Below are 26,805 nucleotides of genomic sequence, written 5' to 3'. Positions count from 1 at the left end.
GCGTCATGTTGCACAGGTTCCCGTGCACATGACCAGTGACATAGTGTTTCGAGCTTTTGCCTGAATGTTACAAGGCCGCCCGGCAGAGCGGCCCAGTACATCAGATGGCTTCGAGCTTCGCATACCCCAGCATCAGCCACTTGCTGCCTTCGGCAAAATTCACTTGTACCCGTGCCTGGGCGCCCGAACCCTCGAAGTTGAGGATCACGCCTTCGCCAAACACCGCATGTTGCACGCGCTGGCCGAGGTTGAACGCCGTCTGTGGAATATTGGCATTGGCAAACAGGTTACTGTTGGTGGCCGTCTTGGCCCCACTGAACGGGCGACTGACGCTGTTGGACAGACGCACCTCCTGAATAAGGCCTGCGGGAATTTCACGTACGAAACGCGACACCTTATTGTAGGTTTCGCTGCCATACAGGCGACGTGTTTCGGCGTAGGTCATGACCAGCTGGCGCATAGCCCGTGTAATTCCCACATAGGCCAGGCGGCGCTCCTCTTCCAGACGGCCGGGTTCTTCCAGGCTCATCTTGTGCGGGAACAGGCCTTCTTCCATGCCCACCAGGAACACATACGGGAACTCCAGGCCTTTGGCGCTGTGCAAGGTCATCAGCTGGACGCTGTCTTCATGCTCATCGGCCTGGGTATCGCCGGCTTCCAGCGAGGCATGGCCGAGGAAGGCCGAAAGCGGCGAGAGATCGGCGTCTTCTTCGGTGGACTCGAAGTTGCGCGCCGCGCTGACCAGTTCCTCGAGGTTTTCTACCCGTGCCTGGCCCTTTTCACCCTTTTCTTCCTGGTGATAGGTGATCAGCCCGGATTGTTCGATGGTGGTCTGGGTCATGGTATGCAGCGGCATGTCCGTGACCTTCGTGGCCAACCCCTCGATCAGCTCGATGAAGGCACCCAGAGCGCTGGCGGCGCGGCCTTTCAGCGCCTTGGCAGCCAACAGCTGGCACATGGCTTCCCACATCGACACCTGGCTGTGGCGGGCATGCTCGCGGATGGCTTCGACGGTTTTCTCGCCAATGCCGCGTGGCGGCACGTTGATCACCCGCTCCAGGGCCGCATCGTTGCCACGCCCTTCGATCAGCCGCAGGTAAGCCATGGCGTTCTTGATTTCGGCGCGCTCGAAGAAGCGCTGGCCACCATAGATACGGTACGGGATACGCTCGCGCAGCAGGGCCTCTTCCAGCACCCGCGATTGGGCGTTGGAACGGTAGAGAATGGCGATTTCGTTACGCGCATTGCCCTGCTTGACCAGGCTTTCGATGGTTTCCACCACGTAGCGCGCTTCGTCGTGCTCGTTGTAGGCCGCGTACAGCGTCAGCGGTTCGCCTTCACCCATGTCAGTCCACAGTTCCTTGCCCAGGCGCCCGCTGTTGTTGACGATCAGGGCGTTGGCAGCCTTGAGGATGCCGCCGGTGGAGCGGTAGTTCTGCTCCAGGCGGATCATTTCGGCGTCGGGGAAGTCGGCGGTGTACTGGTGAATGTTCTCGATTTTGGCGCCGCGCCAGCCGTAGATCGACTGGTCGTCGTCGCCCACCGCCATCAGGCTGGCACCACCGCGCGCCAGCAGGCGCAGCCAGGCGTACTGCACGGCGTTGGTGTCCTGGAACTCGTCTACCAGTACATGCTGGAAGCGCCGCTGGTAGTGCTCAAGCAGGCCCGGGTGGTCGCGCCACAGGTCCAGTGCACGCAGCAACAGTTCGGAGAAGTCGATGACCCCCGCGCGCTCACAGGCCTGTTCGTAGGCGGTATACACCTCGCGCATGGTCGCCAGGAACAGGTCGCCCCCCGCCTGTATATGCTGCGGGCGCAGGCCTTCATCCTTCTGCCCGTTGATGAACCACTGGGCCTGGCGTGCCGGCCACTTCTGCTCGTCCAGCCCCAGTTCGCGCATGACCCGCTTGATCAGGCGCTGCTGGTCATCGCTGTCGAGGATCTGGAAGTTCTGCACCAGCCGTGCTTCCTGCCAGTGGGCCCGCAGCAGGCGATGGGCCAGCCCGTGGAAGGTACCGACCCACATGCCTGCCGGGTTGATCCCCAGCAGTTGCTCGATCCGATGGCGCATTTCTGCCGCAGCCTTGTTGGTGAACGTCACCGACAGGATTGAGTGCGGCGATGCTTGTTCCACCTGGATCAGCCATGCGATGCGATGCACCAGCACGCGGGTTTTACCGGAGCCGGCGCCAGCAAGCACCAGTTGACGCCCGAGCTTGGCCGCGACGGCCTGGCGTTGAGCATCGTTGAGGGAGTTCAGCAGGAGGGAGAGGTCATCTGTGTGCATCGCGCCATTCTAGGGCGGGGCAAGTGCCGGGTAAATGGTACTGTATAAATAATCACCCTCTTACGCTGCCATTCATCAGTGCAGCCCGGTTGCAGCAGTGGGCCGGCCGAACCTGATCACACCCTCGTTCTGCCGGCCTGGTGCTTAAGGGGCTACTCAGGGTGTCTCAGTCGATGGTCACGATTTTCAGCCTGCCCTCGCAGCCCTGGATTTCCAGGTCGGTCCAGGGGCTGATGCCCGCTTGCTCGTAGGCAACCGGCTTGGTCGTCATCACGGCCATGGAGGGGGAGTCAGGCTCAATCAGATCAAGACGAAGCACTTCCCAACCGCCGCGGTGGCGGGGGGATGGGGTGCTCAGTACCGGTTCGATTCCTGGATTGGCGACCGTTACGGTGCCGAACACGCGAAACGCCTCCTTGCCGGGGCGCTTGTCGTTGATTGCTACGAAGTTGTCGATGTCGATTGCCATGATTTGAGCCTCTGATGAAAGATGGGGTGCCTCGCGGGGCACGCACCACTTTCATCTCGCGCAGGCCAGACTGAAATCGGGAACGGCTTCAGCTATGCCAGGCTCTTCCGCGGTGGGCCAGCAGGCTGTTGGCCTGCTCCGGACCGTTGTTGCCAGCCGGATAGTGGCGTGGCGCCTGGAAGTGTTCTTCCCAGCCCTTGAGGATCGGGTCGATCCAGGCCCAGGCTGCTTCCACTTCGTCACGCCGCATGAACAGCGTGGAATCGCCCTCCAGGATATCCAGCAGCAGGCGTTCGTAAGCGTCCCAGCGGCGGGTCTGGCCGAACACCTGCGCCAGGTTGAGGTTCAGGTCCACCGGCTCCAGCCGCATACCTTTGCCTGGGCTCTTGGTCATCATGCGCAGGCTGATGCGCTCATCTGGTTGCAGCTGGATCAACATTTGGTTGACCTGACCACCGCTGAACAGCTCGTGGGGTACAGGCTTGAACTGAATGACGATCTGCGACGAACGCCGTGCCATGCGTTTGCCCGTGCGCAGGTAGAAGGGCACACCTGCCCAGCGCCAGTTGTCGATGTGCGCTTCGATGGCCACGAAGGTTTCTGTATCGCTGTCGTTGTCGACGTCCTTTTCGAAGTAATAGGCAGGCACCTCCTGGCCGCCGATGTGTCCGGCACCGTACTGACCGCGCACGGTCTTGTCCTGCACATCCTGGCCGGTGATCGGTTTGAGGGCCCGCAGTATCTTCACTTTTTCGTCGCGCACCGCTTCAGCCTCGAACTGCGCAGGCGGCTCCATGGCCACCAGGCACAACAGCTGCAGCAGGTGGTTCTGCAGCATGTCGCGGGTTGCCCCGGCACGGTCGTAATAGGCGCCGCGGTTCTCTACCCCGAGGGTCTCGCAAACGCTGATCTGGACGTGGTCGACCTGATTGTTGCGCCACACCGGCTCCAGCAGGGCATTGGCGAAGCGCAGGGCCATCAGGTTCTGCACGGTTTCCTTGCCCAGGTAGTGGTCGATGCGAAAGACCTGGTTTTCGTCGAACACTGCGCCAATCGCTTGGTTGATGGCGGTGGCCGAGGCCAGCGAGTGGCCAATCGGTTTTTCCAGCACGATACGCGCTTCGGGGTCGGCCAGGCCGGCGTTGCGCAGGTGGTTGGCAATTGGCACGAACAGGTTGGGAGCGGTGGCCAGGTAGAAGATGCGCGTCAGCCCGCCGGGCTCGCCCAGGTAGCGTGCCAGGCGGCCGAAGTCGGCACTTTGCGAAGCATCCATGGCGAAATAGTCCAACCGGGCGGAAAACCGCTGCCAGACCTCTTCGTCGAAGTCACTGCGGGCAATTTGTGCCCGGCAGTGGCGTTCGGCGAGCTTGAGGTAGTCGTTACGTGGCAGGTTGCGCCGCGCCAGCGCGATGATGCGCACAGCATTGTTCAGGCGGGCCTCGCGGAACAGGTGGTAGAGCGCGGGAAGCAACTTGTGCAGCGCCAGATCGCCGGTGCCACCGAACACCAGAATGTCGCAAGGAATAGTCAAACCGCCACTCTCCACGTTCGTTTAACTGGGCGGGTTGGCGTCCATGTAGTATAACTACAAGAAAGCTACAACCCGGCCAGCCGATCATAACCGAGTCCAGCCCGTGAATCTGTTGCAACACATTGCCCAATCGCGCCACTTGCTGCGCAAATCGGAACTCAAAGTGGCCGACCACGTGCTGCTCGACCCGGCTGCGGTCATGCACAGCTCCATGGCCGACCTGGCGCACAGCGTGGGTATCAGTGAACCGACCATCGTGCGTTTCTGCCGGGCAATCGGTTGCTCGGGGTTCCAGGACCTGAAATTGAAGCTGGCGCAGAGCCTGGCCGCCGGGGCCAGTTTTGGCCAGTTCGCGATCCATGAAGATGACTCGGTTGCCGACTACAGCCTGAAGATTTTCGACACCACCCTGCACACGCTGATGGAAGTGCGCGAGCACCTCGACCCGCATGCGCTGCAACAGGCCGTGAGCGCCATGGCCCAGGCGCAACGCGTGGAGTTCTATGGCTTTGGCGCATCCGGCGCGGTAGCGGCGGATGCCCAGCACAAGTTCTTCCGCCTGCTGCTCAGTGCGGCCGCGTATTCCGACCCGCACATGCAGGCGATGTCCGCGGTTACCTTGAGGCCTGGGGATGTGGCGGTGTGCATTTCCCAGTCGGGCCGTTCCAAGGACCTGCTGATTACCGCCAATCTGGTGCGTGAGAGCGGTGCCAACCTTATTACCTTGTGCCCAAGCCAGACGCCGTTGGCCGAGCTGTCGACCGTGAACCTGGCAATCGACGTGCATGAGGACACCGAAATCTACACCCCGCTGACCTCGCGTATCGCCCACCTGGTGGTGATCGATGTGCTGGCCATGGGCGTGGCCATGGCGCGCGGCCCGAGCCTGGTCAACCACCTGAAGAGCGTAAAGCGCAGCTTGCGCAGCCTGCGTTTGTCGCCCAAGTCGATCAAGGCTACAGACGACTGAATCCAACCTGTAGCGGCCTCTTCGCGGGCTTGCCCGCTCCCACAGCAATTGCACCGATTAAAAAGGTGCACAGTACCTGTGGGAGCGGGCGAGCCCGCGAAGAGGCCGCTACAGGCAGTAAAAATTCACGATTCTGTCACCATCCCACAGCCAAACCGTAAACCTTCAAGGCCAGTCTGAAAGTCCCGCATCCTATCTGGGAGACAGGCAATGGCACGTGACCACGACGGTATCTACCAACCCAACGCCAAGGCTCGCAAGCAGCAGGAAAAGGATCAGCGCCGCATGGAATACCGCCGCGCGATCGAGACCTATTGCGACCAACGTCAACTGCTGCGCGAGCTGGTGGACTACCCCGAGTTGCAAGCACTTACAGTGTGGCAGTCTTCAGTGGCAACTTCCCCGAAAAACGCTCAACAAGCGCACTGATCAGCGCACGTTCGCTGCGGATGAACGCCAGAAACGCCAAGGCCACCGGCGACTGCCGCTTGGCCTTGGCCTGCACCACGCACCAACTGCGGTACAGCGGCAGCTCTTCTACCGGTAACTCTTTCAGTGCGCCTGTGGCCAGTTCCAGATTGACCGCATGGCGAGTCAGCAGGGCAATCCCCAGGCCGGCGATCACACACTCGCACTGGGCATCGGCCGAGGCCACTTCCAGGGTCTGGGTGAAATGCACGCGCTTGTCCTTGAAGTACTCCTCGCAGGCCTTGCGTGTGCCTGAACCCTGCTCGCGTACCAGCAAGGTATGAGGCTCCAGGTCTTGCAGGCGCAATTGCTCCAGCTTGCACAGCGGATGCTCAGGCGGCGCCACTGCGATGATCGGGTTGTTGAGGAACGGCAGAAATTCCAGGCCCATGTCCTGCGGCACCATCGACATGATGATCAGGTCGTCGCGGTTGTCCGAAAGGCGGCGGATGGCTTGGGCGCGATTGACCACCGTCAGGGTCAGATTGACCTCCGGGTGACGTTGCTTGAAGGCGGCGAACAGGTGTGGCACGAAGTACTTGGCGCTGGACTCGATCGCCAGTTTCAGCTGCCCTTGCAGTGAGCCCTGCATGTCCGACAGCTGCATGTCCAGGCTCTCGAGGCGGCCGAATATATCGCGGCTGGCACGTTGCAGCGCCTCGGCCGCTTCGGTCAGGTACAGCTTCTTGCCCACGTACTCGAACAACGGCTGCCCAATCAGCTCTTCGAGCTGACGAATCTGTAGACTAACGGCGGGTTGCGTCAGGGACATTTCTTCCGCTGCACGGCTGTACGAGCGCAAATCACACACCTCATTGAAGATCTGCAATTGACGCAAAGTCATACGCATCAAGGACTTACGCATTTATAACCCGCCCTTCGGCAATACCTTGTTACCGCACTATAAGCTTTTGCTAATATTGCATCTAACAAATATTGATTTTTGTTTATCGACCTACAGCGCTAGGGTGAATACGCGACTGGCCAGCAACGCCTGGTCACGCGCCGACCGGTAGAACCGGCTCGACTGTTCCTACGGCTTTGGGAAGACTCCAGTGATAAAAAAAATCCTGATCGCCAACCGAGGTGAAATCGCAGTTCGGATCGTGCGTGCCTGCGCCGAGATGGGCATACGCTCGGTAGCGATCTATTCCGACGCCGACCGGCATGCCTTGCACGTCAAGCGCGCCGACGAAGCACACAGCATTGGCGCCGAGCCGCTGGCCGGGTACCTGAACCCGCGCAAGCTGGTGAACCTGGCTGTGGAAACCGGCTGTGATGCCCTGCACCCGGGCTATGGTTTCCTATCGGAAAACGCTGAACTGGCAGAGATCTGCGCTGAACGCGGGATCAAGTTCATCGGCCCGGCCGCCGACGTCATTCGCCGCATGGGCGACAAGACCGAAGCGCGCCGCACCATGATCGCCGCTGGTGTGCCGGTAACCCCGGGCACCGAAGGCAACGTTGCCGATATTCATGAAGCCCTGAGCGAAGGTGAGCGCATCGGTTACCCGGTGATGCTCAAGGCCACCTCCGGTGGTGGCGGCCGCGGTATTCGCCGTTGCAACAGCCGCGAAGAGCTGGAGCAGAACTTCCCGCGAGTGATTTCCGAAGCCACCAAAGCCTTTGGTTCGGCCGAAGTGTTCCTGGAAAAGTGCATCGTCAACCCCAAGCACATCGAGGCACAGATCCTCGGTGACAGCTTCGGCAACGTGGTGCACCTGTTCGAGCGTGACTGCTCTATCCAGCGCCGTAACCAGAAGCTCATCGAAATTGCCCCAAGCCCACAGCTCACGCCCGAGCAGCGCGCCTACATCGGCGACCTGGCGGTGCGTGCGGCCAAGGCGGTGAACTACGAGAACGCCGGTACCGTGGAGTTCCTGCTCGCCGATGGCGAGGTGTACTTCATGGAAATGAACACCCGGGTGCAGGTGGAACACACCATCACCGAGGAAATCACCGGTATCGACATTGTCCGTGAGCAGATTCGCATCGCCTCGGGCTTGCCGCTGTCGGTCAAGCAAGAAGACATCCAGCACCGCGGTTACGCGCTGCAGTTCCGCATCAACGCCGAAGACCCGAAGAACAACTTCCTGCCCAGCTTCGGCAAGATCACTCGTTACTACGCCCCCGGTGGCCCGGGCGTGCGTACCGATACAGCGATCTACACCGGCTACACCATTCCGCCGTTCTACGACTCCATGTGCCTGAAACTGGTGGTGTGGGCGTTGACCTGGGAAGAGGCCATGGACCGCGGCCTGCGAGCCTTGGACGACATGCGTGTGCAAGGGGTGAAGACCACTGCCGCCTATTACCAGGAAATTCTGCGCAACCCGGAATTCCGTAGCGGGCAGTTCAATACCAGCTTCGTCGAAAGCCACCCTGAACTGACCAACTACTCGATCAAGCGCAAACCCGAAGAGCTGGCCTTGGCCATCGCCGCCGCCATCGCCGCCCACGCAGGCCTGTGAGGAAACCTATAATGTCCAAGAAAATTCACGTAACCGACACGATCCTGCGCGACGCCCACCAGTCCCTGCTGGCCACCCGCATGCGTACCGAAGACATGCTGCCGATCTGCGACAAGCTCGACAAAGTCGGCTACTGGTCGCTGGAAGTCTGGGGTGGCGCCACCTTCGACGCGTGCGTGCGCTTCCTTAAGGAAGACCCGTGGGAGCGCCTGCGCAAGTTGCGCGCAGCCCTGCCCAACACCCGCCTGCAAATGCTGCTGCGCGGCCAGAACCTGCTGGGTTACCGCCACTACAGCGACGACGTGGTCAAAGCCTTCGTCGCCAAGGCAGCGGTCAATGGCATTGATGTGTTCCGCATCTTCGACGCCATGAACGACGTGCGTAACCTGCGCGTGGCCATCGAAGCGGTCAAGGCTGCCGGCAAGCATGCCCAGGGCACCATCGCCTATACCACCAGCCCGGTGCACACCATCGAGGCCTTCGTGAAGCAGGCCAAGCAGATGGAAGCCATGGGTTGCGACTCGGTGGCGATCAAGGACATGGCCGGCCTGCTGACCCCGTTCGCCACGGGTGAACTGGTCAAGGCGCTGAAGGCTGAGCAGTCGCTGCCGGTGTTCATCCACTCCCACGATACCGCCGGCCTGGCCGCCATGTGCCAGCTCAAGGCTGTGGAAAACGGCGCCGATCATATCGACACCGCCATCTCGAGCTTCGCCTGGGGCACCAGCCACCCGGGTACCGAGTCGATGGTTGCTGCGCTCAAGGGCAGCGAATTCGACACCGGCCTGGACCTGGAGCTGCTGCAGGAAATCGGCTTGTACTTCTACGCCGTGCGCAAGAAGTACCACCAGTTCGAAAGCGAATTCACCGCCGTGGACACCCGCGTGCAGGTCAACCAGGTGCCCGGTGGCATGATTTCCAACCTGGCCAACCAGCTCAAGGAACAGGGCGCGCTCAACCGCATGAACGAAGTGCTGGCCGAAATCCCGCGTGTGCGTGAAGACCTCGGCTTCCCGCCGCTGGTGACGCCGACCTCGCAGATCGTCGGCACCCAGGCGTTCTTCAACGTGCTGGCTGGCGAGCGCTACAAGACCATCACCAACGAGGTGAAGCTGTACCTGCAAGGCGGTTACGGCAAGGCCCCGGGTGTGGTCAACGAGCAGCTGCGCCGCCAGGCGATCGGCAGCGAGGAAGTGATCGATGTGCGCCCGGCCGACCTGCTGAAGCCAGAGATGACCAAGCTGCGTAACGACATCGGCGCCTTGGCCCGCTGTGAAGAAGACGTGCTGACCTTCGCCATGTTCCCGGATATTGGCCGCAAGTTCCTCGAAGAACGCGAAGCCGGCACCCTCACTCCGGAAGCCCTGTTGCCAATTCCAGAAGCTGGCGCCGTTTCTGCTCCAGGCGGTGAAGGGGTACCGACCGAGTTCGTCATCGACGTGCACGGCGAAACCTACCGCGTCGACATCACCGGGGTGGGTGTTAAGGCCGAAGGCAAGCGCCACTTCTACCTGTCTATCGACGGCATGCCGGAAGAAGTGGTGTTCGAGCCACTCAACGAGTTCGTCGGTGGCGGCGGTAGCAAGCGCAAGCAAGCCACCGATCCAGGTCACGTCACCACCACTATGCCGGGCAACATCGTTGATGTACTGGTCAAGGAAGGGGACGTGGTCAAGGCTGGCCAGGCCGTGCTGATCACCGAAGCCATGAAGATGGAAACCGAAGTGCAGGCGGCCATTGCTGGGAAGGTCGTGGCCATCCACGTGGCCAAGGGCGATCGCGTGACGCCGGGTGAGATCCTGATCGAGATCGAGGGCTGAGATAAGCCCTCATCTACAAGCGGTTAACCTCTGGGGAGCGGATGCTCCCCTTTTTTTGTGCTGTATTTGCCGGCCTCATCGCGGGACAAGCCCGCTCCCACAGGTTTACCACTGCACTTGAGGGCAGTGCAGTACCTGTGGGAGCGGGCTTGTCCCGCGAAGAGGCCAGTGAGACCCATACAGCTATCAGCCGTTGCGGCATGCCTCAAGTGTATTCACCTGCCCCTCGGGCCGCTGATTCTCCTGGCTCAACCACCGCTCGAAGCCGGCAGCCACCGCTGGCCATTCATCATCGGTAATCGAATACCACGCCGTATCGCGGTTATGGTCCTTCACCACCAGGTGCTTGCGGAATACGCCTTCGTAGACGAAGCCAAACCGCTCCGCTGCGCGCTTGGAGCGGGCATTGGCGTTGTTGCACTTCCACTCCAGCCGACGGTTGCCCAGTTCGAAGCCCAGCTTGCCCAGCAGGTACACCGCCTCGGTGCCCTTGGGGGTGCGCTGCATGGCGGCGCCGAAGGCGATGTGGCCGATTTCAATGCGCCCGTGGTCGGGCACGATCGACATCAGGCTGAGAATACCCTGGGCCTGGCCGCTCGCGCGGTCGATTACGGTGTAGAACAGCGGGTCGCGCCCTGCGGCGTTGCCCTGCAGCCAACGGTCGAATTCGGCCCGCTCGGTGAACGGGCCATAGGGCAGGTAGTCCCACAGCACTGGGTCGGACGTTGGGCCTTGCAGCACTTGCCAGAGGTCGTCGCCATGGCGCGCCGGGTCGAGCTTTTCCAGGCGGATGAAGCGGCCTTCAATTGGCTCGGCCTGGGGCGTTGCGGCGGGTTTCCAGTTCAATGCGTCTGTCATGTTCGGCCTACAAGCCTTTGCGGAATTGGATGAAGCCCGACCGCTCGGCAACCTGCTGATACAGGCTGATGGCGGTAGCATTGGTTTCGTGGGTCAGCCAGTGCACCTTGATGCAGTTGTCGGCCTTGGCTGTGGTGTAGACGTGCTCGATCAGCTGGCGACCAATGCCCAGGCCGCGCTGCGAGCTGTCCACGTACAGGTCCTGCAGGTAACAAGAGTTTTCGATGCTCCAGTTAGAACGATGGTAGATGAAGTTGACCATCCCCACCGCCTTGCCATCGACCCAGGCCAATGCCGCATGGGTTGGCTCGCTCGGGTCGAGCAGGCGCTGCCAGGTGCTGAGGCTGACTTCATCGGCCAACTCGGTTTCATAGAAGTGCAGGTAGGCCTGCCACAGGGCGAGCCAGGCGGCATGGTCTTGGGCGCCGACAGGGCGCAGGGTAACGCTGGGCATGGGGCTATTCCTTCAGGGTTGGCGCATGTGCGCTGCGAGTTGGTTGTCCAGTTGATCGGGGCTGGCGGCCAGCCCGTCACGCACGCCGGCGATATCTTGCGCGGAGCGGTTCTGGCTGAGCTTGCGCGCACCTTGCAGGCGGGCGATGGGCAGGCGGATACCGACGATGGCGCGCAGCATGCCCTCGATGTAGTCGGCAGGGGCGTCGGTGACTTTCCACGGTTCGCTGCGACCGTGTTCGTGGCGATCGGTCAGGCGGCTCACGATGGCGAGCAGGGGCTCGGCTTCATGGATGACTTCGGCCGGGCCATACGCGTGGACGGCCAGGTAGTTCCAGGTCGGCACCACTTTGGGGTTATCGGCTTTGCTCGGGTAGTAGCTGGGGCTGACATAGGCGTCGGCACCGGGGAAGACCAGCAGGGCTTCGCTACCTTGTGCCAGGTCCTGCCATTGGCGGTTGGCCCGTGCCAGGTGGGCATAGACGGTGCCGAACTCGCCCTCGGTGATATCCACCAGTACCGGCAGGTGTGTGGCCAACAGGCCTTGGTCACCTTGGCTGACCAGCACGGCCAGGCGGGTGTCGAGCATGTGCTGGTGCAGGCGGCCGAGTTCGTGTTCCTGATGGGGTTTGCTGTTGTACATGCTCGGTTTCCTTGTGCAGTGGAGCCATCCTAGGCAGGCTATTGGTTCTGGGTAAGAGCCATTAATGCCTGTTTTCATAGGTCCAATGCCATGAATGATAGCCCCCTCGTTTTGCCTTTCGACCCTTCCGGGATCGCCCTGGACCGCCGCCGCGGGCTCAGCCAGCAGCTGTACCAGGCGCTGCGCGCGCGGGTGCTGGACGGGCGCTTGAGCAGCGGCACCCGGCTGCCGGCCACCCGCGAGTTGGCCACCATGCTGGTGTTGTCACGCAACAGCGTGGTGCGGGCTTACGACCAGTTGTACGCCGAGGGTTACATCGAAAGCCGTGTCGGCGATGGCACCTATGTAAGCCGGCTACCAAAACTATCCACACAAGTATCCACAGGGTTATCCCATGGGTTATCAACAGGGTTATCCACAATTTCAGAAGAATATACTGAGGATTTATCCAGCCACCGACGTTCAAGCGAAGCTTTGCGGCGTCTGAAAACCCATCACTTGTCGCCACCAAGGAGCGGTCAGCCGCGTGCTTTTCGCGTTGGCATTCCAGCATTCGACCTGTTCCCGTTTGACGTCTGGGCCAAGCTGCAGGCGGGTTTCTGGCGTAACCCGACCCCCGCTCAACTCGGTTATGGCAACCCGGCGGGCGAGCCGATGCTGCGCGAACTGATCGCTGCCTACTTGCGTCGCTCGCGCGGGCTGAATTGCATGGCTGAACAAATTGTGATCACCAGTGGCGCGCAGCAGGCCATTAGTCTTTGTGCACAGTTGCTATTAGAGCCGGGCGACGGCGTAGCTGTGGAAAACCCGGGCTATCGGGCGGCCGGTCACGCCTTTGCACTGGCGGGTGGCCAGTTGTGCGGCGTACCGGTGGATGGGGAGGGGATGGATTGCAGCCGGCTTGGGCAACTGAAGGATTGTCGGATGGCCTATGTGACGCCTGCCCACCAGTACCCGACCGGGGTGACCATGAGCTTGGCGCGCCGCCTGGAATTGCTGGCCTGGGCTGACCGAAACGATGGCTGGATCATCGAGGACGACTACGACGGTGAGTACCGATACAGCGGCGCGCCCTTGGCCCCGTTGGCGGCCCTCGACCGGCACGGGCGCGTGCTGTACGTCGGCACCTTCGGCAAGATTGCCTTCCCGGCGCTGCGCCTGGGCTACCTTGTACTCCCGCCGCAGTTGGCGCAAGCATTCAGCCAGGGCAAGGCGCTGGCGGTGCGGCATTCAGAGGTCAGCAGCCAATGTGTGATGGCCGAGTTCATGGCCCGCGGGCACTTTCAGCGGCACATCCGGCGCATGCGCAAGGCGGCGCTAAGCCGGCGCAATGTACTCAAGGCAGGCTGGCCTGAGGATATTCCCGGTTTGGGCGCCATGCCGGCAGTGGCGGCCGGGCTGCATGTGAAGGTTGATGTGGATAACTTTGCGCGCGAACAGGAACTGGTGGCCAAGGCGGAAGCGGTGGGAGTGGAGGTTACGCCGCTGAGTAATTTCTGGTTGACGGACAGCGAGGTGCCTGTGGATAAGCGAGCGGGGCTGGTGCTGGGGTTTGCGGCGGTGCCGGAGGGAGAGATTGCCGAGGCACTGATGAAACTGCGAAAGGCCTGGAGAAGGTGAATGGGGCCGCTGTGCGGCCCAGGGCGCTATATCAGGTGCCGGACTTGATCCGCGTCCAGGCCCGGGTCCTGGCCCGTTCGGCATCCCGCGCAAGTGGCTTGAGGGTATACAGCTTGGCCATCGCCTCCGCAGTCGGGTACAGGTTGGGGTTGTTGCGAATCGCCGGGCTTACCTTGTCGGTCGCATCCTTGTTCGGGTTGGGGTACCCGACAAAGTCGCTGATCGGCGCAATCACCTCCGGCCGCAGCAGGTAGTTGATGAACGTATGGGCGTCTTCCGGGTTGGCCGCGTTTTTCGGAATCGCCAGCATGTCGAACCAGATCGGCGCGCCTTCCTTGGGCAGGCGCATGTCCACCACCACGTCGTTCTTCGCCTCGCGGGCGCGGTTTGCGGCCTGCGAGAAGCTGCCGCTGTAGCCCACTGCCACGCAGATGTCGCCATTGGCGATGTCTGCCATGTACTTCGAGGAATGGAAGTAGGTGATGTAGGGGCGAATCTTCAGCATCAGCGCCTCAGCCTTCTTGTAGTCGGCCGGTTTGTCACTGTTCGGTGGCAAGCCCAGGTACTGCAGGGCCAGTGGCAGAATCTCCGAAGGCGAGTCGAGCAGGGCCACGCCGCACTGCTTGAGCTTGGCAATGTTCTCTTCCTTGAAGATCAGGTCCCAGCTGTCGACCGGCGCGTTGTCGCCGAGTGCAGCCTTGACCTTGGCCGGGTTGAAGCCGATCAGCACGGTGCCGTACATGTACGGCACGGCAAACTTGTTACCCGGGTCGTTGGCCTCGATCAGTTTCATCAGCGCCGGGTCCAGGTGTTGCCAGTTCGGCAGCTTGCTGCGGTCTAGCGGCTGGAATACCCCGGCCTCGATCTGCTTGGCGAGAAACACATTGGAAGGCACCACCACGTCATAGCCGGAGTTGCCGGTGAGCAGCTTGGCCTCCAGTGCTTCGTTGGTGTCGAAGATGTCGTAGATCAGTTTGACGCCGCTGTCCTTCTGGAAGTCGGTCAAGGTCTGCGGGGTGATGTAATCGAACCAGTTATACACACGCAGGGTGCGCTGCTCGGCTTGGGCGTGCAGGGCACCGGTGAACAGGGTGGCAGCGATGAACGGGGCGAGCAGACGCTTGAGTCGGACCATTACCGGGCTCCTGGCTGGGCGCGCTGGAAGCCTTCCAGCACATTGACCGCGTTGATACCGATTTCTTCCACAGCGTAGCCGCCTTCCATCACGAACAGGGTCGGCTTGCCGAGCTGGCCGATGCGCTTGCCCATTTCCAGGTAGTCCGGGCTGTCGAGCTTGAACTGCGAGATGGGGTCGTCCTTGAAGGTGTCCACACCCAAGGAGATGACCAGCACGTCGGCGTCATAGCTGGCGATGCGCTGGCAGGCGTCTTCCAGCGCGGCGCTCCAGGCGGCCCAGTCGCTGCCGGCCGGCAAAGGGTAATTGACGTTGCAGCCCTCGCCGGCACCTTCGCCGGTTTCGTCGGCATAGCCGAGGAAGAACGGGAATTCGTCCTGCGGGTCGCCGTGGATCGAGGCGAAGAACACGTCGTCGCGGCTGTAGAAGATGTCTTGGGTGCCGTTGCCATGATGGTAGTCAACGTCGAGGATGGCGACTTTGCGCTTGCCCTGGTCGAGGAACGCCTGGGCAGCGATGGCGGCGTTGTTCAGGTAGCAGTAGCCGCCCATCACTTCACCGGCGGCGTGATGCCCTGGCGGGCGGCACAGTGCGAAGGCCGAATGGGCGCCTTGCTGGATCGCTGCCTGGGCGGTAAGGGCGACCTGGGCGGCGCTGTAGGCCGCTTGCCAGGTGCCGGCGGTGATCGGCGCACCGGCATCGAAGCTGTAGTAGCCCAGTTCACCGTGCAGGCCGGTGGGCTTTACCTGGCGCAGCGTGCGTGCAGGCCAGGTGAAAGGCAGCAGGTCGCCTTCCTGGCCCAATGCTGCCCAGCGTGCCCAGGCGCCTTCGAAGAAGTCCAGGTAATCGGCGCTGTGGACGCGCAGCAATGGCGCCCGGCCGAAGTCGGTCGGGCCCTGGATATCGCCGAGGTCGCGCTTTTTCACCTGGTCGAGTACATGGTCGGCACGCGAAGGCATTTCGAAACAGGGCATCAGCTTGCCGTCGATCAGCTCGCAGCGGCCATGGTGCAGGCGGTGGTCATCGGAATAGATCGTCAGCATTGTTGTTCTCCGGTGGGTACTGGCGTGGGTCCATTGTCATGGGCGGGTCAGTAGCGGAGAACGACGCAAGTGGCCAAAAGGGGATCGATCTGGCCAAGCTCTCTGGTCGTGCTTTCCTGTGCCGGCCTCTTCGCGGGCTTGCCCGCTCCCACAGGTATCCCAAAGTACTCGGGACTTGTGCAGTTTCTGTGGGAGCGGGCAAGCCCGCGAAGAGGCCGGTACAGGTCAACCGCGGAAGTGGCTGGGCGCCACACCACTCCAGCGCTGGAAGGCATGGCGGAAACTGGCCGTCTCGCTGAACCCCAAGGTCTCGGCAATACGGTAGATGGGCATCTGCTCATCGGCCAGCAACTGCTTGGCCCGCTCGAACCTGAGCTCGTCCAGCAGCTGTTGATAACTGCTGCCCAGCGCCTGTAGATGCCGGCGCAAGGTGCGCGACGAGCAGTTCATTTGCCGTGCCAGGCCTTCCAGCCCAGGCGCGGCATCCAGTTGCTGGGTCAGCAGCTGACGAATACGCCCCAGCCAGGCCTGGCGGCCGGTGAACTCAAGGTTCAGGCGCCGGCAGCGCTCGCTCATGGCTTTGTGGGTAATCGGGTCGGCCAGCGGCAGCGGCGTGTCCAGCCAGCGTCGTTCGAAGGCAAAGGCATTGTCTTCGGCGGCAAAACCGACCGGGCACTGGAATGCATCGGCATAGCGCACGTGGTAGCCGGGCCGAGTGTGCTCGAAACGGGCCCCCAGCAACGGCAACGGGCGGCCAAGCAGGTCATCGCAGATGACTTTCAGCGACACCAGGCAGAACTCGGCGTTGAAAGCGCTCAGTGCCGGGCTGTCGTGGTAGTCGCTGGCGCTGAACCAGACCCGCTGGCCATCGTCGAGCAAGCGCAGCTTGAAGACTGTTCCCAGCAGTGCCGGATACTGCAGCGCCAGGCGCAAGGCGTCACCCAAAGTGGCACTGGAGAGCAGGGCGTAACCCAGCATGCCGTAGCACGACACATGCATGCGCCGGCCCAGTTCCAGGCCGATGTCCTCGCGCCGGGCCACGGCGTTGGCGCACACCTGCAATTCCTGCTGGGTGGTGATGCGCGCATCCGCGTGCCCCAGGTCTGCCGGGCCAATGCCGCTGCCGGCCAGCAGCGCCGAAGCCTCGCAACCTTCTGCCTGAAAGACGTTGAGGATCAGCGAAACGGCGTTGAGGGTAGTCAGATGGCTGTGCAGCATGCTGGGTAATCCCGTGGGGCTGGGACGCATTATGGAGCAAGTTGTGTGCCGATATCCGGGCGTTCGGGCAAATCCATCAGACAAAAAAAGGCCCGAAGCATTGGCTCGGGCCTTGAAAGGTTGAGAGGTGTCTAGTCCCTTAACCTGGTGAGACTGTTTGCAGCGGTCGGGTTACGCCTTCAGCGGAACCAGACGTGGAGCGATCATGTTTTCCGGACGCAGGATGTCGTTCAGCATCTCTTCGTCCAGCAGCTTCTCTTCGCGCACCAGTTCCAGCACGCCGCGGCCGGTTTCCAGGGCAACGCGGGCGATACGGGTGGCGTTTTCGTAGCCGATGTACGGGTTCAGGGCGGTGACCAGGCCGATCGAGTGCTCAACCAGTTCACGGCAGCGCTGTTCGTTGGCAGTGATGCCGACGATGCAGTGCTCGCGCAGCATGTCCATGGCACGTTGCAGCAGGCGGATCGAGTCGAAGATCTTGTAGGCGATCAGCGGTTCCATCACGTTCAGCTGCAGTTGGCCACCTTCGGCGGCGACGGTCAGGGCCAGGTCGTTGCCCATGATGGCGAAGGCGACTTGGTTGACGGCTTCCGGGATAACCGGGTTGACCTTGCCTGGCATGATCGAGCTGCCTGGCTGACGCGCTGGCAGGTTGATTTCGTTGATGCCGGTGCGAGGGCCGCTGGACAGCAGGCGCAGGTCGTTGCAGATCTTCGACAGCTTGACGGCAGTACGCTTGAGCATGCCGGAGAACAGCACGAAGGCGCCCATGTCGGAGGTGGCTTCGATCAGGTCGGCAGCCGGTACCAGCGGCTGACCGCTGATGATTGCCAGGCGTTGCACCGCGAGCATCTGGTAGCCCGGGTCGGCGTTGATGCCGGTACCGATGGCAGTACCACCCAGGTTGATTTCGGTCAGCAGCTCAGGCGCCAGCGAACGCAGACGGTTGAGGTCTTCGGTCATGGTGGTGGCGAAGGCGCGGAATTCCTGGCCCAGGGTCATCGGCACGGCGTCCTGCAGCTGGGTACGGCCCATCTTCAGTACGTGGTCGAACTCTTTACCTTTGGCTGCGAAGGCCTGGATCAGGCTGTCGAGGCTGGCCAGCAGGGCATCGTGACCCAGCAGCAGGCCCAGACGGATAGCGGTCGGGTAGGCGTCGTTGGTCGACTGCGCCATGTTCACATCGTTGTTCGGGTGCAGGTACTGGTACTCACCCTTCTGGTGACCCATGGCCTCCAGCGCGATGTTGGCGATGACTTCGTTGGCGTTCATGTTGGTAGAAGTACCAGCACCGCCTTGAATCATGTCTACCACGAACTGTTCGTGGTAGTCGCCCTTGATCAGTCGTGCGCAGGCTGCGCTGATCGCAGCGTGCTTGGCATCGCTCAGGTGCCCCAGCTCACGGTTCGCGTCAGCAGCTGCCTGCTTGACCATCGCCAGGCCGACTACCAGTTTCGGGTAGTGCGACAGTGGAACGCCGGAGAGGTGGAAGTTGTTGGCAGCGCGCAGTGTCTGGATGCCGTAGTAGGCATCAGCAGGAACTTCAAGGGTACCCAACAGATCTTTTTCGACGCGGAACGATGCAGCGGAGGACATGATGTATATCATCTCGATGTTGACCCGGCACATGCCGGAATGGCGCCAATCCTAGGCCTTAAGGTGATTTTGCGGCCAATGCTGTTGCACGCTAACCTATGCACAAACGGCATAGTGTTTCATGTGACGCCAATTGACATTCGAGCGTGTTCCATTTTGGTGCACGCCGGGAGATGTGCTTCGTGAACCTTGAAAGCAAATGGCTGGAAGATTTCAGCGCACTCGCCGCTACCCGCAGTTTTTCACAGGCGGCAGAGCGGCGTTTTGTCACCCAACCGGCCTTCAGCCGGCGCATTCGCAGCCTTGAAGCGGCATTGGGCCTGCAACTGGTGAACCGTTCCCGCACGCCCATCGAACTGACTGAAGCCGGCCAGCTGTTTCTGGTCACGGCACGCACTGTTGTCGACCAGTTGAGCGAAATTCTGCGCCATTTGCATCATCTTGAGGGCGGGCAGGGCGAGGTGGTGCAGGTGGCTGCGGCACACTCCCTGGCGTCGGGTTTTTTCCCCCGTTGGGTTGCCCAGTTGCGCAACGACGGTTTGAACATCGCCACTCGCCTGGTTGCGACTAACGTCGGAGATGCCGTGCATGCATTACGCGAAGGTGGCTGCGACCTGATGCTGGCTTTCTATGACCCGGACGCGGCCCTGCAGATGGATGCCGAGATCTTCCCCTCACTGCACATGGGCACCACCGAAATGTTGCCGGTGTGTGCCGTGGATGCCGAGGGCAAGCCGTTGTTCGACCTGGAAGGTGAGGGCAGTGTGCCGTTGCTGGCCTATACCGCTGGCGCATTTCTGGGCCGCTCGGTCAATTTGCTGCTGCGCCAGCGCAACCTGCGCTATACCACCGTCTATGAAACCGCCATGGCCGACAGCCTCAAGAGCATGGCGCTGGAGGGTATGGGTATCGCCTGGGTACCGCGCCTGTCGATGCGTGGCGAGCTGGAGCGCGGCGAACTGGCCGTCTGCGGCGGCAGCCAGTGGCATGTGCCACTGGAAATACGCCTGTACCGCTGCGCCCTGGTGCGCAAGGCCAACGTCAGGCTGTTGTGGCGCAAGCTCGAGGGTGCGGCGGCGGTTGACCCAAAAGTCAGCCAAAGCCCCGAAAAATAAGGCCCGACAGTTGGTCGCCGGGGTGCCTTAAACGCACCACCTTACGGTATACTGCGCGGCCTTTCGACCGGATGAGTCCGGTCCTGATCAGCAAACAAGCCACGCCGGTCGTCCCGCGTGGCTTGTTGTTTTTTGACGCGCCCGCGGGCGCACAAGCGAAGAGGCTCGACGATGAGTGCACTGGTTGGCGTGATCATGGGCTCCAAGTCCGATTGGTCCACCCTTAGCCACACCGCCGATATGCTGGAAAAACTCGGCATTCCTTACGAAGTGAAGGTGGTTTCTGCCCACCGCACCCCGGATCTGCTGTTCCAGTATGCCGAGGAGGCCGAAGGCCGCGGCATCGAGGTGATCATCGCCGGTGCCGGTGGCGCAGCCCACCTGCCAGGCATGTGCGCCGCCAAGACCCACCTGCCAGTGCTGGGTGTGCCGGTGCAGTCGTCGATGCTGTCGGGCGTCGATTCGCTGCTGTCGATCGTGCAGATGCCAGCCGGCGTGCCGGTTGCCACGCTGGCCATCGGCCGCGCCGGTGCGATCAACGCTGCGCTGCTGTCGGCCAGCATCCTGGGCGCCAAGTACCCGCAGTACCACGCGGCACTGAAGCAGTTCCGCACGGAACAGACCGACACTGTGCTGGACAACCCAGACCCGCGCCAGGCTTGAGGCTCAACCCATGAAGATCGGTGTAATCGGTGGCGGCCAGCTGGGCCGCATGCTGGCCCTGGCGGGTACCCCGCTGGGCATGAACTTCGCCTTCCTCGACCCGGCACCGGACGCCTGTGCCGCGCCGTTGGGCGAGCATCTACGTGCCGACTATGGCGACCAGGACCACCTGCGCCAGCTGGCCGACGAAGTCGACCTGGTCACCTTCGAGTTCGAAAGCGTACCGGCCGAGACCGTGGCTTTCCTCTCGCAGTTCGTGCCGGTCTACCCCAGTGCCGAAGCGCTGCGCATCGCCCGTGACCGCTTGTTCGAAAAGAGCATGTTCCGCGACCTGGGTATTCCTACCCCGGCCTTCGCCGACATCCTTTCCCAGGCAGACCTGGACGCCGCAGTGGCCAGCATCGGCCTGCCTGCCGTGCTGAAAACCCGCACCTTGGGCTACGACGGCAAGGGTCAGAAGGTGCTGCGCACGCCAGAAGACGTGGTAGGCACCTTCGTCGAGCTGGGTAGCGTGCCGTGCCTGCTGGAAGGCTTCGTGCCGTTCACTGGCGAAGTGTCGCTGGTGGCCGTGCGTGCCCGTGATGGCGAAACCCGCTTCTACCCGCTGGTGCACAACACCCACGAAAGCGGCATCCTGCGCCTGTCGGTGGCCAGCCAGGCGCACCCGCTGCAGGCATTGGCCGAAGACTACGTTGGCCGTGTGCTGCAGAAGCTGGACTACGTTGGCGTCATGGCCTTCGAGTTCTTCGAAGTTGACGGTGGCCTGAAGGCCAACGAAATCGCCCCGCGCGTGCACAACTCCGGGCACTGGACCATCGAAGGCGCCGAGTGCAGCCAGTTCGAGAACCACCTGCGCGCCGTCGCTGGCCTGCCGCTGGGCTCGACGGCCAAGGTGGGCGAGAGCGCAATGCTCAACTTCATCGGTGAAGTGCCGGCCGTGGACAAGGTCGTCGCCATCGGCGACTGCCACCTGCACCACTACGGCAAGGCCTTCAAGGTCGGCCGCAAGGTTGGCCACGCCACGTTGCGCTGCCATGACATGGCCACCCTTCAGCGCAAGATTGCCGAAGTAGAGGCTCTGATCAGCAACTGATCGGGCTACAAATCGAACTTCTGCAAGCGGCTTGCCCTCTGAACATGGCAACAAGCCAAAGCCCGTCTAGGCTTTGGCTTGCTCCATATTCACTGCAGAGGGATTGCCATGGGCATCATTGGAACCATTTTTATCGGCCTCATCGTCGGCCTGCTGGCCCGCTTCATCAAGCCGGGCGACGACAGCATGGGCTGGATCATGACCATCCTGCTGGGTATTGCCGGCTCCTTGCTGGCGACCTATGGCGGCCAGGCACTGGGCATCTACCAGGCCGGTCAGGCGGCGGGCTTCTTTGGCGCGCTGGTCGGTGCCGTGGTCCTTCTGGTGATCTACGGATTCATCAAGAAACGCTGAATACTGGTTAGAATGCCCGGCAATTCATTCGAGTTGCCGAGCATTGCCATGCGAGCCTTTTTTCTCGTCCCCCTGTTGTTGGCCAGTACCCTGGCCCATGCCGAACTGCCTGAAACCGACTGGCTGGAGCTTATGCCCAAGTCGGACCAGAAAGCGCTCGAGCAAATGCCCGAAATCGATCACAACTCGCCGGAAGCCATGGGCACCTTTACCGACAAGGGTGGGCTCAAGCAGAGCAAGGGCCTGCCAGCGGTGATGTATTCGACCAAGACCGTGGCTGCCATGAACGGCAAGGACATTCGCCTGGGTGGCTACCCGGTGCCGCTGGAAAGCGATGCCAAGGGCAACAGCACGCTGTTCTTCCTGGTGCCGTACCCGGGCGCGTGCATCCATGTGCCGCCACCGCCGCCGAACCAGCTGGTGCTGGTGCGCTACCCGAAAGGGTTGAAGATCGATGACATCTACACACCGCTGTGGGTCAGCGGCAAGCTGAAGGTGGAAAAGGTCAGCAATGACCTGGCCGATGCGGCCTATGCGCTGGATGCGGGGAAGGTGAGGGTGGTGGAAGACGCAGACCTCTGATACCTGGCCCGGCCTCTTCGCGGGCAAGCCCGCGAAGAGGCCGGCAAAAACATTGCAGGCCTCAGATCATTTCACAACCGATCTGTACACCCAGCGAATGACTCGCCCCAGGCTTCAATTCCACCAGATCATTCCACACATTCGCTGTCTCGATGCACAGCATCCGCTGCCAGCCATCATCAGCCATGTCCGCCAGCTCCTTGGCCCGCTCGGTCCAGGGGTTCCAGATCACCGCCGAGCGCGAGCCACTGCTGGTCAAGGTAATCCGCCGGTTCCAGTGCGGGTCGACAATGCTCAGGGTCTGTGGGGTAGCGAGGTAGATCCGGTCAGTTTCCCCGGCAAACGCCAGTGCGCCCTGCTGCTCCCGCTGTTCCCAGTCGGCAAGGGTTTCGATATAGCCCAGGCCCTCGACGCCTTCGACCCGCGCCTGGCGCACATCGCTGACCGCGAAGTAGCTGTGCAAGGCCTGGCTGATGGTAACGGGGGTATTGCCCATATTGCGGCTGGTCAGGTTCAGCTTTAGCGCCTCATCCAGCTCCACCACCAGCTTCAGCTCGACCTCATGAGGCCAGCCGGGTAGATCGCCCTGCGCTTCAGGCAATTGGAATTCAATGCGCAGGCCGTTGCCCGCTTCCTCGATACCCAGCAGCTGCCAGTCACGCGAGCGCGCAAGCCCGTGAGCAGGCGCCTGCTCGCCGTGGTACATGGCCTGAACGGCCTGGGGGTTGCGCTGCAGGTTGCCGAACCACGGCCAGCACACCGGCACACCGGCGCGTACCGACTTGCCGTGGCGGAAGATGGCCTGGTCGCTCAGCCACAGCAGCGGCGGCTCGCCGACCCGCTGGTAGCTGAGGATCTGTGCGCCCTGCTGGGCGATCAGGAGTTCGGCGCGATCGCTGCTGATACGCCAGCAATTGAGTTCGCCATGTTGCTCGGTTACGACCTGAAAGGTAGCCATTGCGTTCATCTCATTGATAGCCAGTGGGCCTTGGACCCGGGCACATGCAATGAGTTTACCGCCCGCGTGGCTCAGCGACGAGGCACGGAACGGGTGCGGCCACTGCCGTCGATGGCGACGAAGACGAATGCCGCTTCGGTAACCTTGCGCCATTCACTGGACAGCGGGTCGTCGCTCCACACTTCGACCATCATCTGAATCGAGCTGCGGCCGATTTCCAGGGTCTGGGTATAGAACGACAGCTGTGCGCCCACTGCAACGGGTACCAGGAAGGCCATGCGTTCAATGGCCACGGTCGCCACGCGGCCACCGGCGACGCGGCTGGCCATGGCGGTGCCGGCCAAGTCCATCTGGGCAACCAGCCAGCCGCCGAAGATGTCGCCAAACCCGTTGGTTTCGCGCGGGAGTGCGGTGATTTGCAAGGCCAGGTCGCCTTGCGGGATTGGATCTTCTTGTTCGAGCTCAATCATGCGATGGGGCCTCTGACCCGTGACGCTTTTCGTTGGTGTGGCGCGAAGGCCGGGTAAACGATTCAGCTTGAAACATACTACGCCGATTTCGTTTCACTGGACGGCCGTAGGGAAACTCTGCGAAACCGTCTGACATAAAGACCGGCGTTTTCGCACAACATCCCACGCGGGCAACAACCTTTTCCTACGAATCAGCAGTATATAGGGCATAACTGCCAGCGACGACCGCGCATTCATGAATATCTGTATGGATTTTGTATCGCTTTCGGCGCGGCTCGGCAATTTGCTATCTTCGCCTGTCTCCCAATCCAGAAGCCGCGTGCCAAGCGGCCTGCATGCCCTACAAGAGAACAACGATCGATGACTTCCGTGCCGAGCAGTATCGAGCAGCCTCCGCGGCCGCTGACCCGCAGTGACTACAAAACACTCTCGCTGTCCGCCCTGGGTGGCGCACTGGAGTTCTACGACTTCATCATCTTCGTGTTCTTCGCCACGGTGGTTGGCAAGCTGTTCTTCCCGGCCGACATGCCCGAGTGGCTGCGCCTGATGCAAACGTTCGGCATCTTCGCCGCTGGCTACCTGGCGCGGCCGCTGGGGGGCATCATCATGGCCCACTTTGGTGACCTGCTTGGACGCAAGAAGATGTTTACCCTGAGCATCTTCATGATGGCCCTGCCGACCCTGATCATGGGCCTGCTGCCAACATACGCACAAATCGGCATGTGGGCGCCGATCCTGCTGCTGCTGATGCGGGTGATCCAGGGCGCGGCGATTGGTGGCGAGGTGCCGGGCGCCTGGGTGTTCGTCTCTGAGCACGTACCGGCGCGCAACACCGGCTACGCATGCGGTACCCTGACCGCAGGCCTGACGGCGGGCATTCTGCTGGGCTCGCTGGTGGCGACCTTGATCAACAGCGTGTACAGCGCCGACGAAGTGGCCGATTACGCCTGGCGTATCCCGTTCCTGCTCGGCGGTGTGTTCGGCCTGTTCTCGGTGTACCTGCGCCGCTGGCTGCACGAAACCCCGGTGTTTGCCGAAATGCAGCAACGCAAGGCGCTGGCCGAGGAGCTGCCGCTGCGCGCCGTGCTGCGCGACCACCGCGGCCCGATCATCCTGTCGATGCTGCTGACCTGGATGCTGTCGGCCGGTATCGTGGTGGTTATCCTGATGACCCCTGCGCTACTGCAGAGCTTCTACCACATCAGCCCGCTCGACTCGCTCAAGGCCAACAGCATGGCCATCGTGCTGCTCAGCTTTGGCTGCATCGGCGCCGGCAGCCTGGCCGACCGCTTTGGGGCGGGGCGGGTGTTCGTGATCGGCAGCCTGCTGCTGCTGGCCAGTTCCTGGACCTTCTACCATAGCCTGCCAACCCGGCCCGAGCTGCTGTTCCCGCTGTATGCGCTGACCGGCCTGTGCGTGGGTGTGATCGGCGCGGTGCCTTATGTGATGGTCAAGGCATTCCCGGCGGCGGTGCGCTTCAGTGGGCTGTCGTTCTCGTACAACGTGGCCTACGCGATTTTCGGTGGCTTGACGCCAATGGTGGTGACCGCGCTGCTGAAAGTAAGCCCGATGGCGCCTGCCTATTATGTAGCAGGCCTGTGCGCCGTGGGTCTGGCGGTAGGCCTGTACCTGCTCGCCAACAAGCGCTGATCTGTTTCGGGGCTGCTGGCCTCTTCGCGGGCACGCCCGCTCCCACAGGGCTCAGCACAACCCCTGTGGGAGCGGGCGTGCCCGCGAAGAGGCCAGACCTGCTATCAGTGATGGCCTTTCATCCAATTGTCACAATGAAGTCATATCGTGTTCATGCGGCCTGCCGATACTTGGGCCCGTTCCATCCAACACCCCAATATTCCTGCTAGGAGCAAGGCATGAAACTGAAGCGTTTGATGGCGGCCCTTACCTTTGCCGCCGCTGGCGTTGCAACCGCCAACGCGGTAGCCGCTGTCGATCCTGCAATCCCGACCTACACCAAAACCACCGGTGTTTCGGGCAACCTCTCCAGCGTCGGTTCCGATACCCTCGCGAACCTTATGACCCTGTGGGCCGAGGCCTACAAGAAGGAATATCCGAACGTAAACATCCAGATCCAGGCTGCCGGCTCTTCCACCGCGCCACCCGCGCTGACCGAAGGCACCGCCAACCTCGGCCCGATGAGCCGCAAGATGAAGGACGTCGAGCTGCAGGCCTTCGAGCAGAAGTACGGCTACAAGCCAACTGCCATCCCGGTTGCCGTCGACGCCCTGGCCGTGTTCGTGCACAAGGACAACCCGATCAAAGGCCTGACCATGGCCCAGGTCGACGCCATCTTCTCCTCCACCCGCCTGTGCGGTGGCAAGGCTGATATCAAGACCTGGGGCGACGTTGGTGTGACCGGTGATCTGGCCAACAAGCCAATCCAGCTGTTCGGCCGCAACTCGGTATCGGGCACCTACGGTTACTTCAAGGAAGAAGCCCTGTGCAAAGGCGACTTCAAGCCTAACGTGAACGAACAGCCTGGCTCGGCGTCGGTCGTGCAGTCGATCAGCTCCTCGCTGAACGGCATCGGCTACTCGGGTATCGGCTACAAGACCGCCAGCGTCAAGACCGTAGCCCTGGCCAAGAAAGAAGGCGGCGAGTTCGTTGAAGACAACGAAGCCAATGCCCTGAACGGCACCTACCCGCTGTCGCGCTTCCTGTACGTCTACGTCAACAAGGCCCCGAACAAGCCTTTGGCGCCGCTGGAAGCCGAGTTCGTCAAGCTGGTACTGTCGCAAGCTGGCCAGCAGGTCGTGGTGAAAGATGGCTACATCCCGCTGCCGGCCAAAGTCGTCGACAAGACCCTGGCTGACCTGGGCCTGTCCCACGCCGGTAACGTCGCAAAGAAGTAAGTAACTGAAGAGGGGGCCGGTGCTGATGCCCGGCCTCTTCCACGAATTTCCAGTCCGAAGCCAGGTTCACTGTGCGGCGGGCTTTCGCGCGTCACCACTTTGTAATGTTTTTGTCACACGG

General features: G+C 61.8%; 25 protein-coding genes. 12 read left to right on the top strand and 13 right to left on the bottom strand.

Annotated features, from left to right (window positions below):
- Positions 1-100 precede the first annotated feature (100 nt).
- The 3 genes from uvrD to zwf form a co-directional block, all read right to left on the bottom strand.
- Positions 101-2,287, bottom strand: a complete 2,187-nt coding sequence (gene uvrD / locus CKW35_RS15185; RefSeq protein WP_016489872.1) for a DNA helicase II — start codon at positions 2,285-2,287, stop codon at positions 101-103.
- Between the two features lie 166 nt (positions 2,288-2,453).
- A complete protein-coding gene (locus tag CKW35_RS15180; RefSeq protein WP_095116263.1) occupies positions 2,454-2,756 on the bottom strand; it encodes a hypothetical protein in 303 nt (100 codons plus the stop codon).
- A gap of 88 nt (positions 2,757-2,844) precedes the next feature.
- Positions 2,845-4,287 (bottom strand): glucose-6-phosphate dehydrogenase, encoded by a 1,443-nt coding sequence (gene zwf, locus CKW35_RS15175; protein ID WP_095116259.1) that lies wholly within the window; start codon positions 4,285-4,287, stop codon positions 2,845-2,847.
- A gap of 103 nt (positions 4,288-4,390) precedes the next feature.
- On the opposite strand from zwf, the gene hexR reads away from it, so the two are divergent.
- Both hexR and CKW35_RS15165 read left to right on the top strand, forming a co-directional pair.
- Entirely contained in the window at positions 4,391-5,257 is an 867-nt protein-coding gene (gene hexR / locus CKW35_RS15170) for a transcriptional regulator HexR (RefSeq protein WP_016489869.1), read from the top strand.
- Between the two features lie 210 nt (positions 5,258-5,467).
- Complete coding sequence (locus CKW35_RS15165; RefSeq protein ID WP_080641095.1) at positions 5,468-5,686, top strand: PA3496 family putative envelope integrity protein; 219 nt, start codon at positions 5,468-5,470, stop codon at positions 5,684-5,686.
- Here the strand turns inward: CKW35_RS15165 and CKW35_RS15160 are convergent.
- Positions 5,628-6,590, bottom strand: a complete 963-nt coding sequence (locus tag CKW35_RS15160) for a LysR family transcriptional regulator (protein ID WP_016489868.1) — start codon at positions 6,588-6,590, stop codon at positions 5,628-5,630. The two genes, CKW35_RS15165 and CKW35_RS15160, sit on opposite strands and share 59 nt — an antisense overlap.
- 190 nt (positions 6,591-6,780) lie before the next feature.
- On the opposite strand from CKW35_RS15160, the gene CKW35_RS15155 reads away from it, so the two are divergent.
- Together CKW35_RS15155 and oadA are read left to right on the top strand one after the other, a co-directional pair.
- Entirely contained in the window at positions 6,781-8,196 is a 1,416-nt protein-coding gene (locus tag CKW35_RS15155) for an acetyl-CoA carboxylase biotin carboxylase subunit (RefSeq protein ID WP_016489867.1), read from the top strand.
- An 11-nt stretch (positions 8,197-8,207) separates the two neighbouring features.
- A complete protein-coding gene (gene oadA, locus CKW35_RS15150) occupies positions 8,208-10,016 on the top strand; it encodes a sodium-extruding oxaloacetate decarboxylase subunit alpha (protein WP_095116255.1) in 1,809 nt (602 codons plus the stop codon).
- 186 nt (positions 10,017-10,202) lie between these two features.
- On the opposite strand, the gene CKW35_RS15145 is transcribed toward oadA, so the two are convergent.
- From CKW35_RS15145 to CKW35_RS15135, 3 genes are read right to left on the bottom strand one after another with little or no spacing between them, the layout of a single operon-like run.
- Complete coding sequence (locus CKW35_RS15145) at positions 10,203-10,874, bottom strand: GNAT family N-acetyltransferase (protein ID WP_060519723.1); 672 nt, start codon at positions 10,872-10,874, stop codon at positions 10,203-10,205.
- Between the two features lie 7 nt (positions 10,875-10,881).
- Complete coding sequence (locus tag CKW35_RS15140) at positions 10,882-11,328, bottom strand: GNAT family N-acetyltransferase (protein ID WP_016489864.1); 447 nt, start codon at positions 11,326-11,328, stop codon at positions 10,882-10,884.
- 12 nt (positions 11,329-11,340) lie between these two features.
- Positions 11,341-11,970: an FMN-binding negative transcriptional regulator gene (locus CKW35_RS15135; protein WP_016489863.1), complete on the bottom strand. Its 630-nt coding sequence runs from the start codon at positions 11,968-11,970 to the stop codon at positions 11,341-11,343.
- Between the two features lie 90 nt (positions 11,971-12,060).
- Between CKW35_RS15135 and CKW35_RS15130 the strand changes: the two genes are divergently transcribed.
- Positions 12,061-13,590, top strand: a complete 1,530-nt coding sequence (locus CKW35_RS15130) for a PLP-dependent aminotransferase family protein (RefSeq protein WP_016489862.1) — start codon at positions 12,061-12,063, stop codon at positions 13,588-13,590.
- A gap of 31 nt (positions 13,591-13,621) precedes the next feature.
- Here CKW35_RS15130 and CKW35_RS15125 read toward each other — a convergent pair whose 3' ends face one another.
- The 4 genes from CKW35_RS15125 to aspA all read right to left on the bottom strand — a co-directional run bounded on the left by CKW35_RS15125 (position 13,622) and on the right by aspA (position 18,582).
- Complete coding sequence (locus CKW35_RS15125) at positions 13,622-14,725, bottom strand: polyamine ABC transporter substrate-binding protein (protein ID WP_016489861.1); 1,104 nt, start codon at positions 14,723-14,725, stop codon at positions 13,622-13,624.
- On the bottom strand, positions 14,725-15,768 hold the full coding sequence (locus CKW35_RS15120) for a histone deacetylase family protein (protein WP_016489860.1): 1,044 nt from the start codon (positions 15,766-15,768) through the stop codon (positions 14,725-14,727). Before CKW35_RS15120 ends, CKW35_RS15125 begins: the two co-directional genes overlap by 1 nt.
- 225 nt (positions 15,769-15,993) lie before the next feature.
- Complete coding sequence (locus tag CKW35_RS15110; protein WP_095116253.1) at positions 15,994-16,986, bottom strand: AraC family transcriptional regulator; 993 nt, start codon at positions 16,984-16,986, stop codon at positions 15,994-15,996.
- Between the two features lie 171 nt (positions 16,987-17,157).
- A complete protein-coding gene (gene aspA, locus CKW35_RS15105; protein WP_024717848.1) occupies positions 17,158-18,582 on the bottom strand; it encodes an aspartate ammonia-lyase in 1,425 nt (474 codons plus the stop codon).
- Between the two features lie 182 nt (positions 18,583-18,764).
- Between aspA and CKW35_RS15100 the strand changes: the two genes are divergently transcribed.
- The 5 genes from CKW35_RS15100 (at position 18,765) to CKW35_RS15080 (ending at position 22,389) form a co-directional block, all read left to right on the top strand.
- Positions 18,765-19,697 carry a LysR substrate-binding domain-containing protein gene (locus CKW35_RS15100; protein WP_161775561.1) on the top strand — a complete coding sequence of 311 codons (933 nt, stop codon included), beginning with the start codon at positions 18,765-18,767 and terminating at the stop codon, positions 19,695-19,697.
- A gap of 171 nt (positions 19,698-19,868) precedes the next feature.
- Positions 19,869-20,360 carry a 5-(carboxyamino)imidazole ribonucleotide mutase gene (purE, locus tag CKW35_RS15095; RefSeq protein ID WP_016489856.1) on the top strand — a complete coding sequence of 164 codons (492 nt, stop codon included), beginning with the start codon at positions 19,869-19,871 and terminating at the stop codon, positions 20,358-20,360.
- Between the two features lie 10 nt (positions 20,361-20,370).
- Positions 20,371-21,453: a 5-(carboxyamino)imidazole ribonucleotide synthase gene (locus tag CKW35_RS15090; RefSeq protein WP_095116250.1), complete on the top strand. Its 1,083-nt coding sequence runs from the start codon at positions 20,371-20,373 to the stop codon at positions 21,451-21,453.
- 108 nt (positions 21,454-21,561) lie between these two features.
- Positions 21,562-21,807 (top strand): GlsB/YeaQ/YmgE family stress response membrane protein, encoded by a 246-nt coding sequence (locus CKW35_RS15085; protein WP_010955824.1) that lies wholly within the window; start codon positions 21,562-21,564, stop codon positions 21,805-21,807.
- Positions 21,808-21,855: 48 nt separating this feature from the next.
- Positions 21,856-22,389, top strand: coding sequence for a DUF3299 domain-containing protein (locus CKW35_RS15080; RefSeq protein WP_161775560.1), 534 nt, complete (start codon positions 21,856-21,858; stop codon positions 22,387-22,389).
- 61 nt (positions 22,390-22,450) lie between these two features.
- Here CKW35_RS15080 and CKW35_RS15075 read toward each other — a convergent pair whose 3' ends face one another.
- Together CKW35_RS15075 and CKW35_RS15070 are read right to left on the bottom strand one after the other, a co-directional pair.
- Positions 22,451-23,347: a D-hexose-6-phosphate mutarotase gene (locus CKW35_RS15075; RefSeq protein ID WP_016489853.1), complete on the bottom strand. Its 897-nt coding sequence runs from the start codon at positions 23,345-23,347 to the stop codon at positions 22,451-22,453.
- A 71-nt stretch (positions 23,348-23,418) separates the two neighbouring features.
- The gene (locus CKW35_RS15070) at positions 23,419-23,817 is read right to left on the bottom strand and encodes an acyl-CoA thioesterase (protein WP_016489852.1); all 399 of its coding nucleotides are present in this window, start codon (positions 23,815-23,817) and stop codon (positions 23,419-23,421) included.
- A gap of 360 nt (positions 23,818-24,177) precedes the next feature.
- Between CKW35_RS15070 and CKW35_RS15065 the strand changes: the two genes are divergently transcribed.
- Complete coding sequence (locus CKW35_RS15065) at positions 24,178-25,467, top strand: MFS transporter (protein WP_016489851.1); 1,290 nt, start codon at positions 24,178-24,180, stop codon at positions 25,465-25,467.
- A gap of 218 nt (positions 25,468-25,685) precedes the next feature.
- Positions 25,686-26,684, top strand: coding sequence for a phosphate ABC transporter substrate-binding protein PstS (locus tag CKW35_RS15060; RefSeq protein WP_016489850.1), 999 nt, complete (start codon positions 25,686-25,688; stop codon positions 26,682-26,684).
- Positions 26,685-26,805 lie beyond the last annotated feature (121 nt).

The sequence above is a fragment of the Pseudomonas sp. Irchel 3F3 genome (assembly GCF_900187545.1).
In the GTDB taxonomy this organism is placed as follows: Bacteria; Pseudomonadota; Gammaproteobacteria; order Pseudomonadales; family Pseudomonadaceae; genus Aquipseudomonas; species Aquipseudomonas fortuita.
The sequence above is the reverse complement of the archived record's forward strand: the minus strand, read 5'-3'. Positions and strand labels throughout refer to the sequence as shown.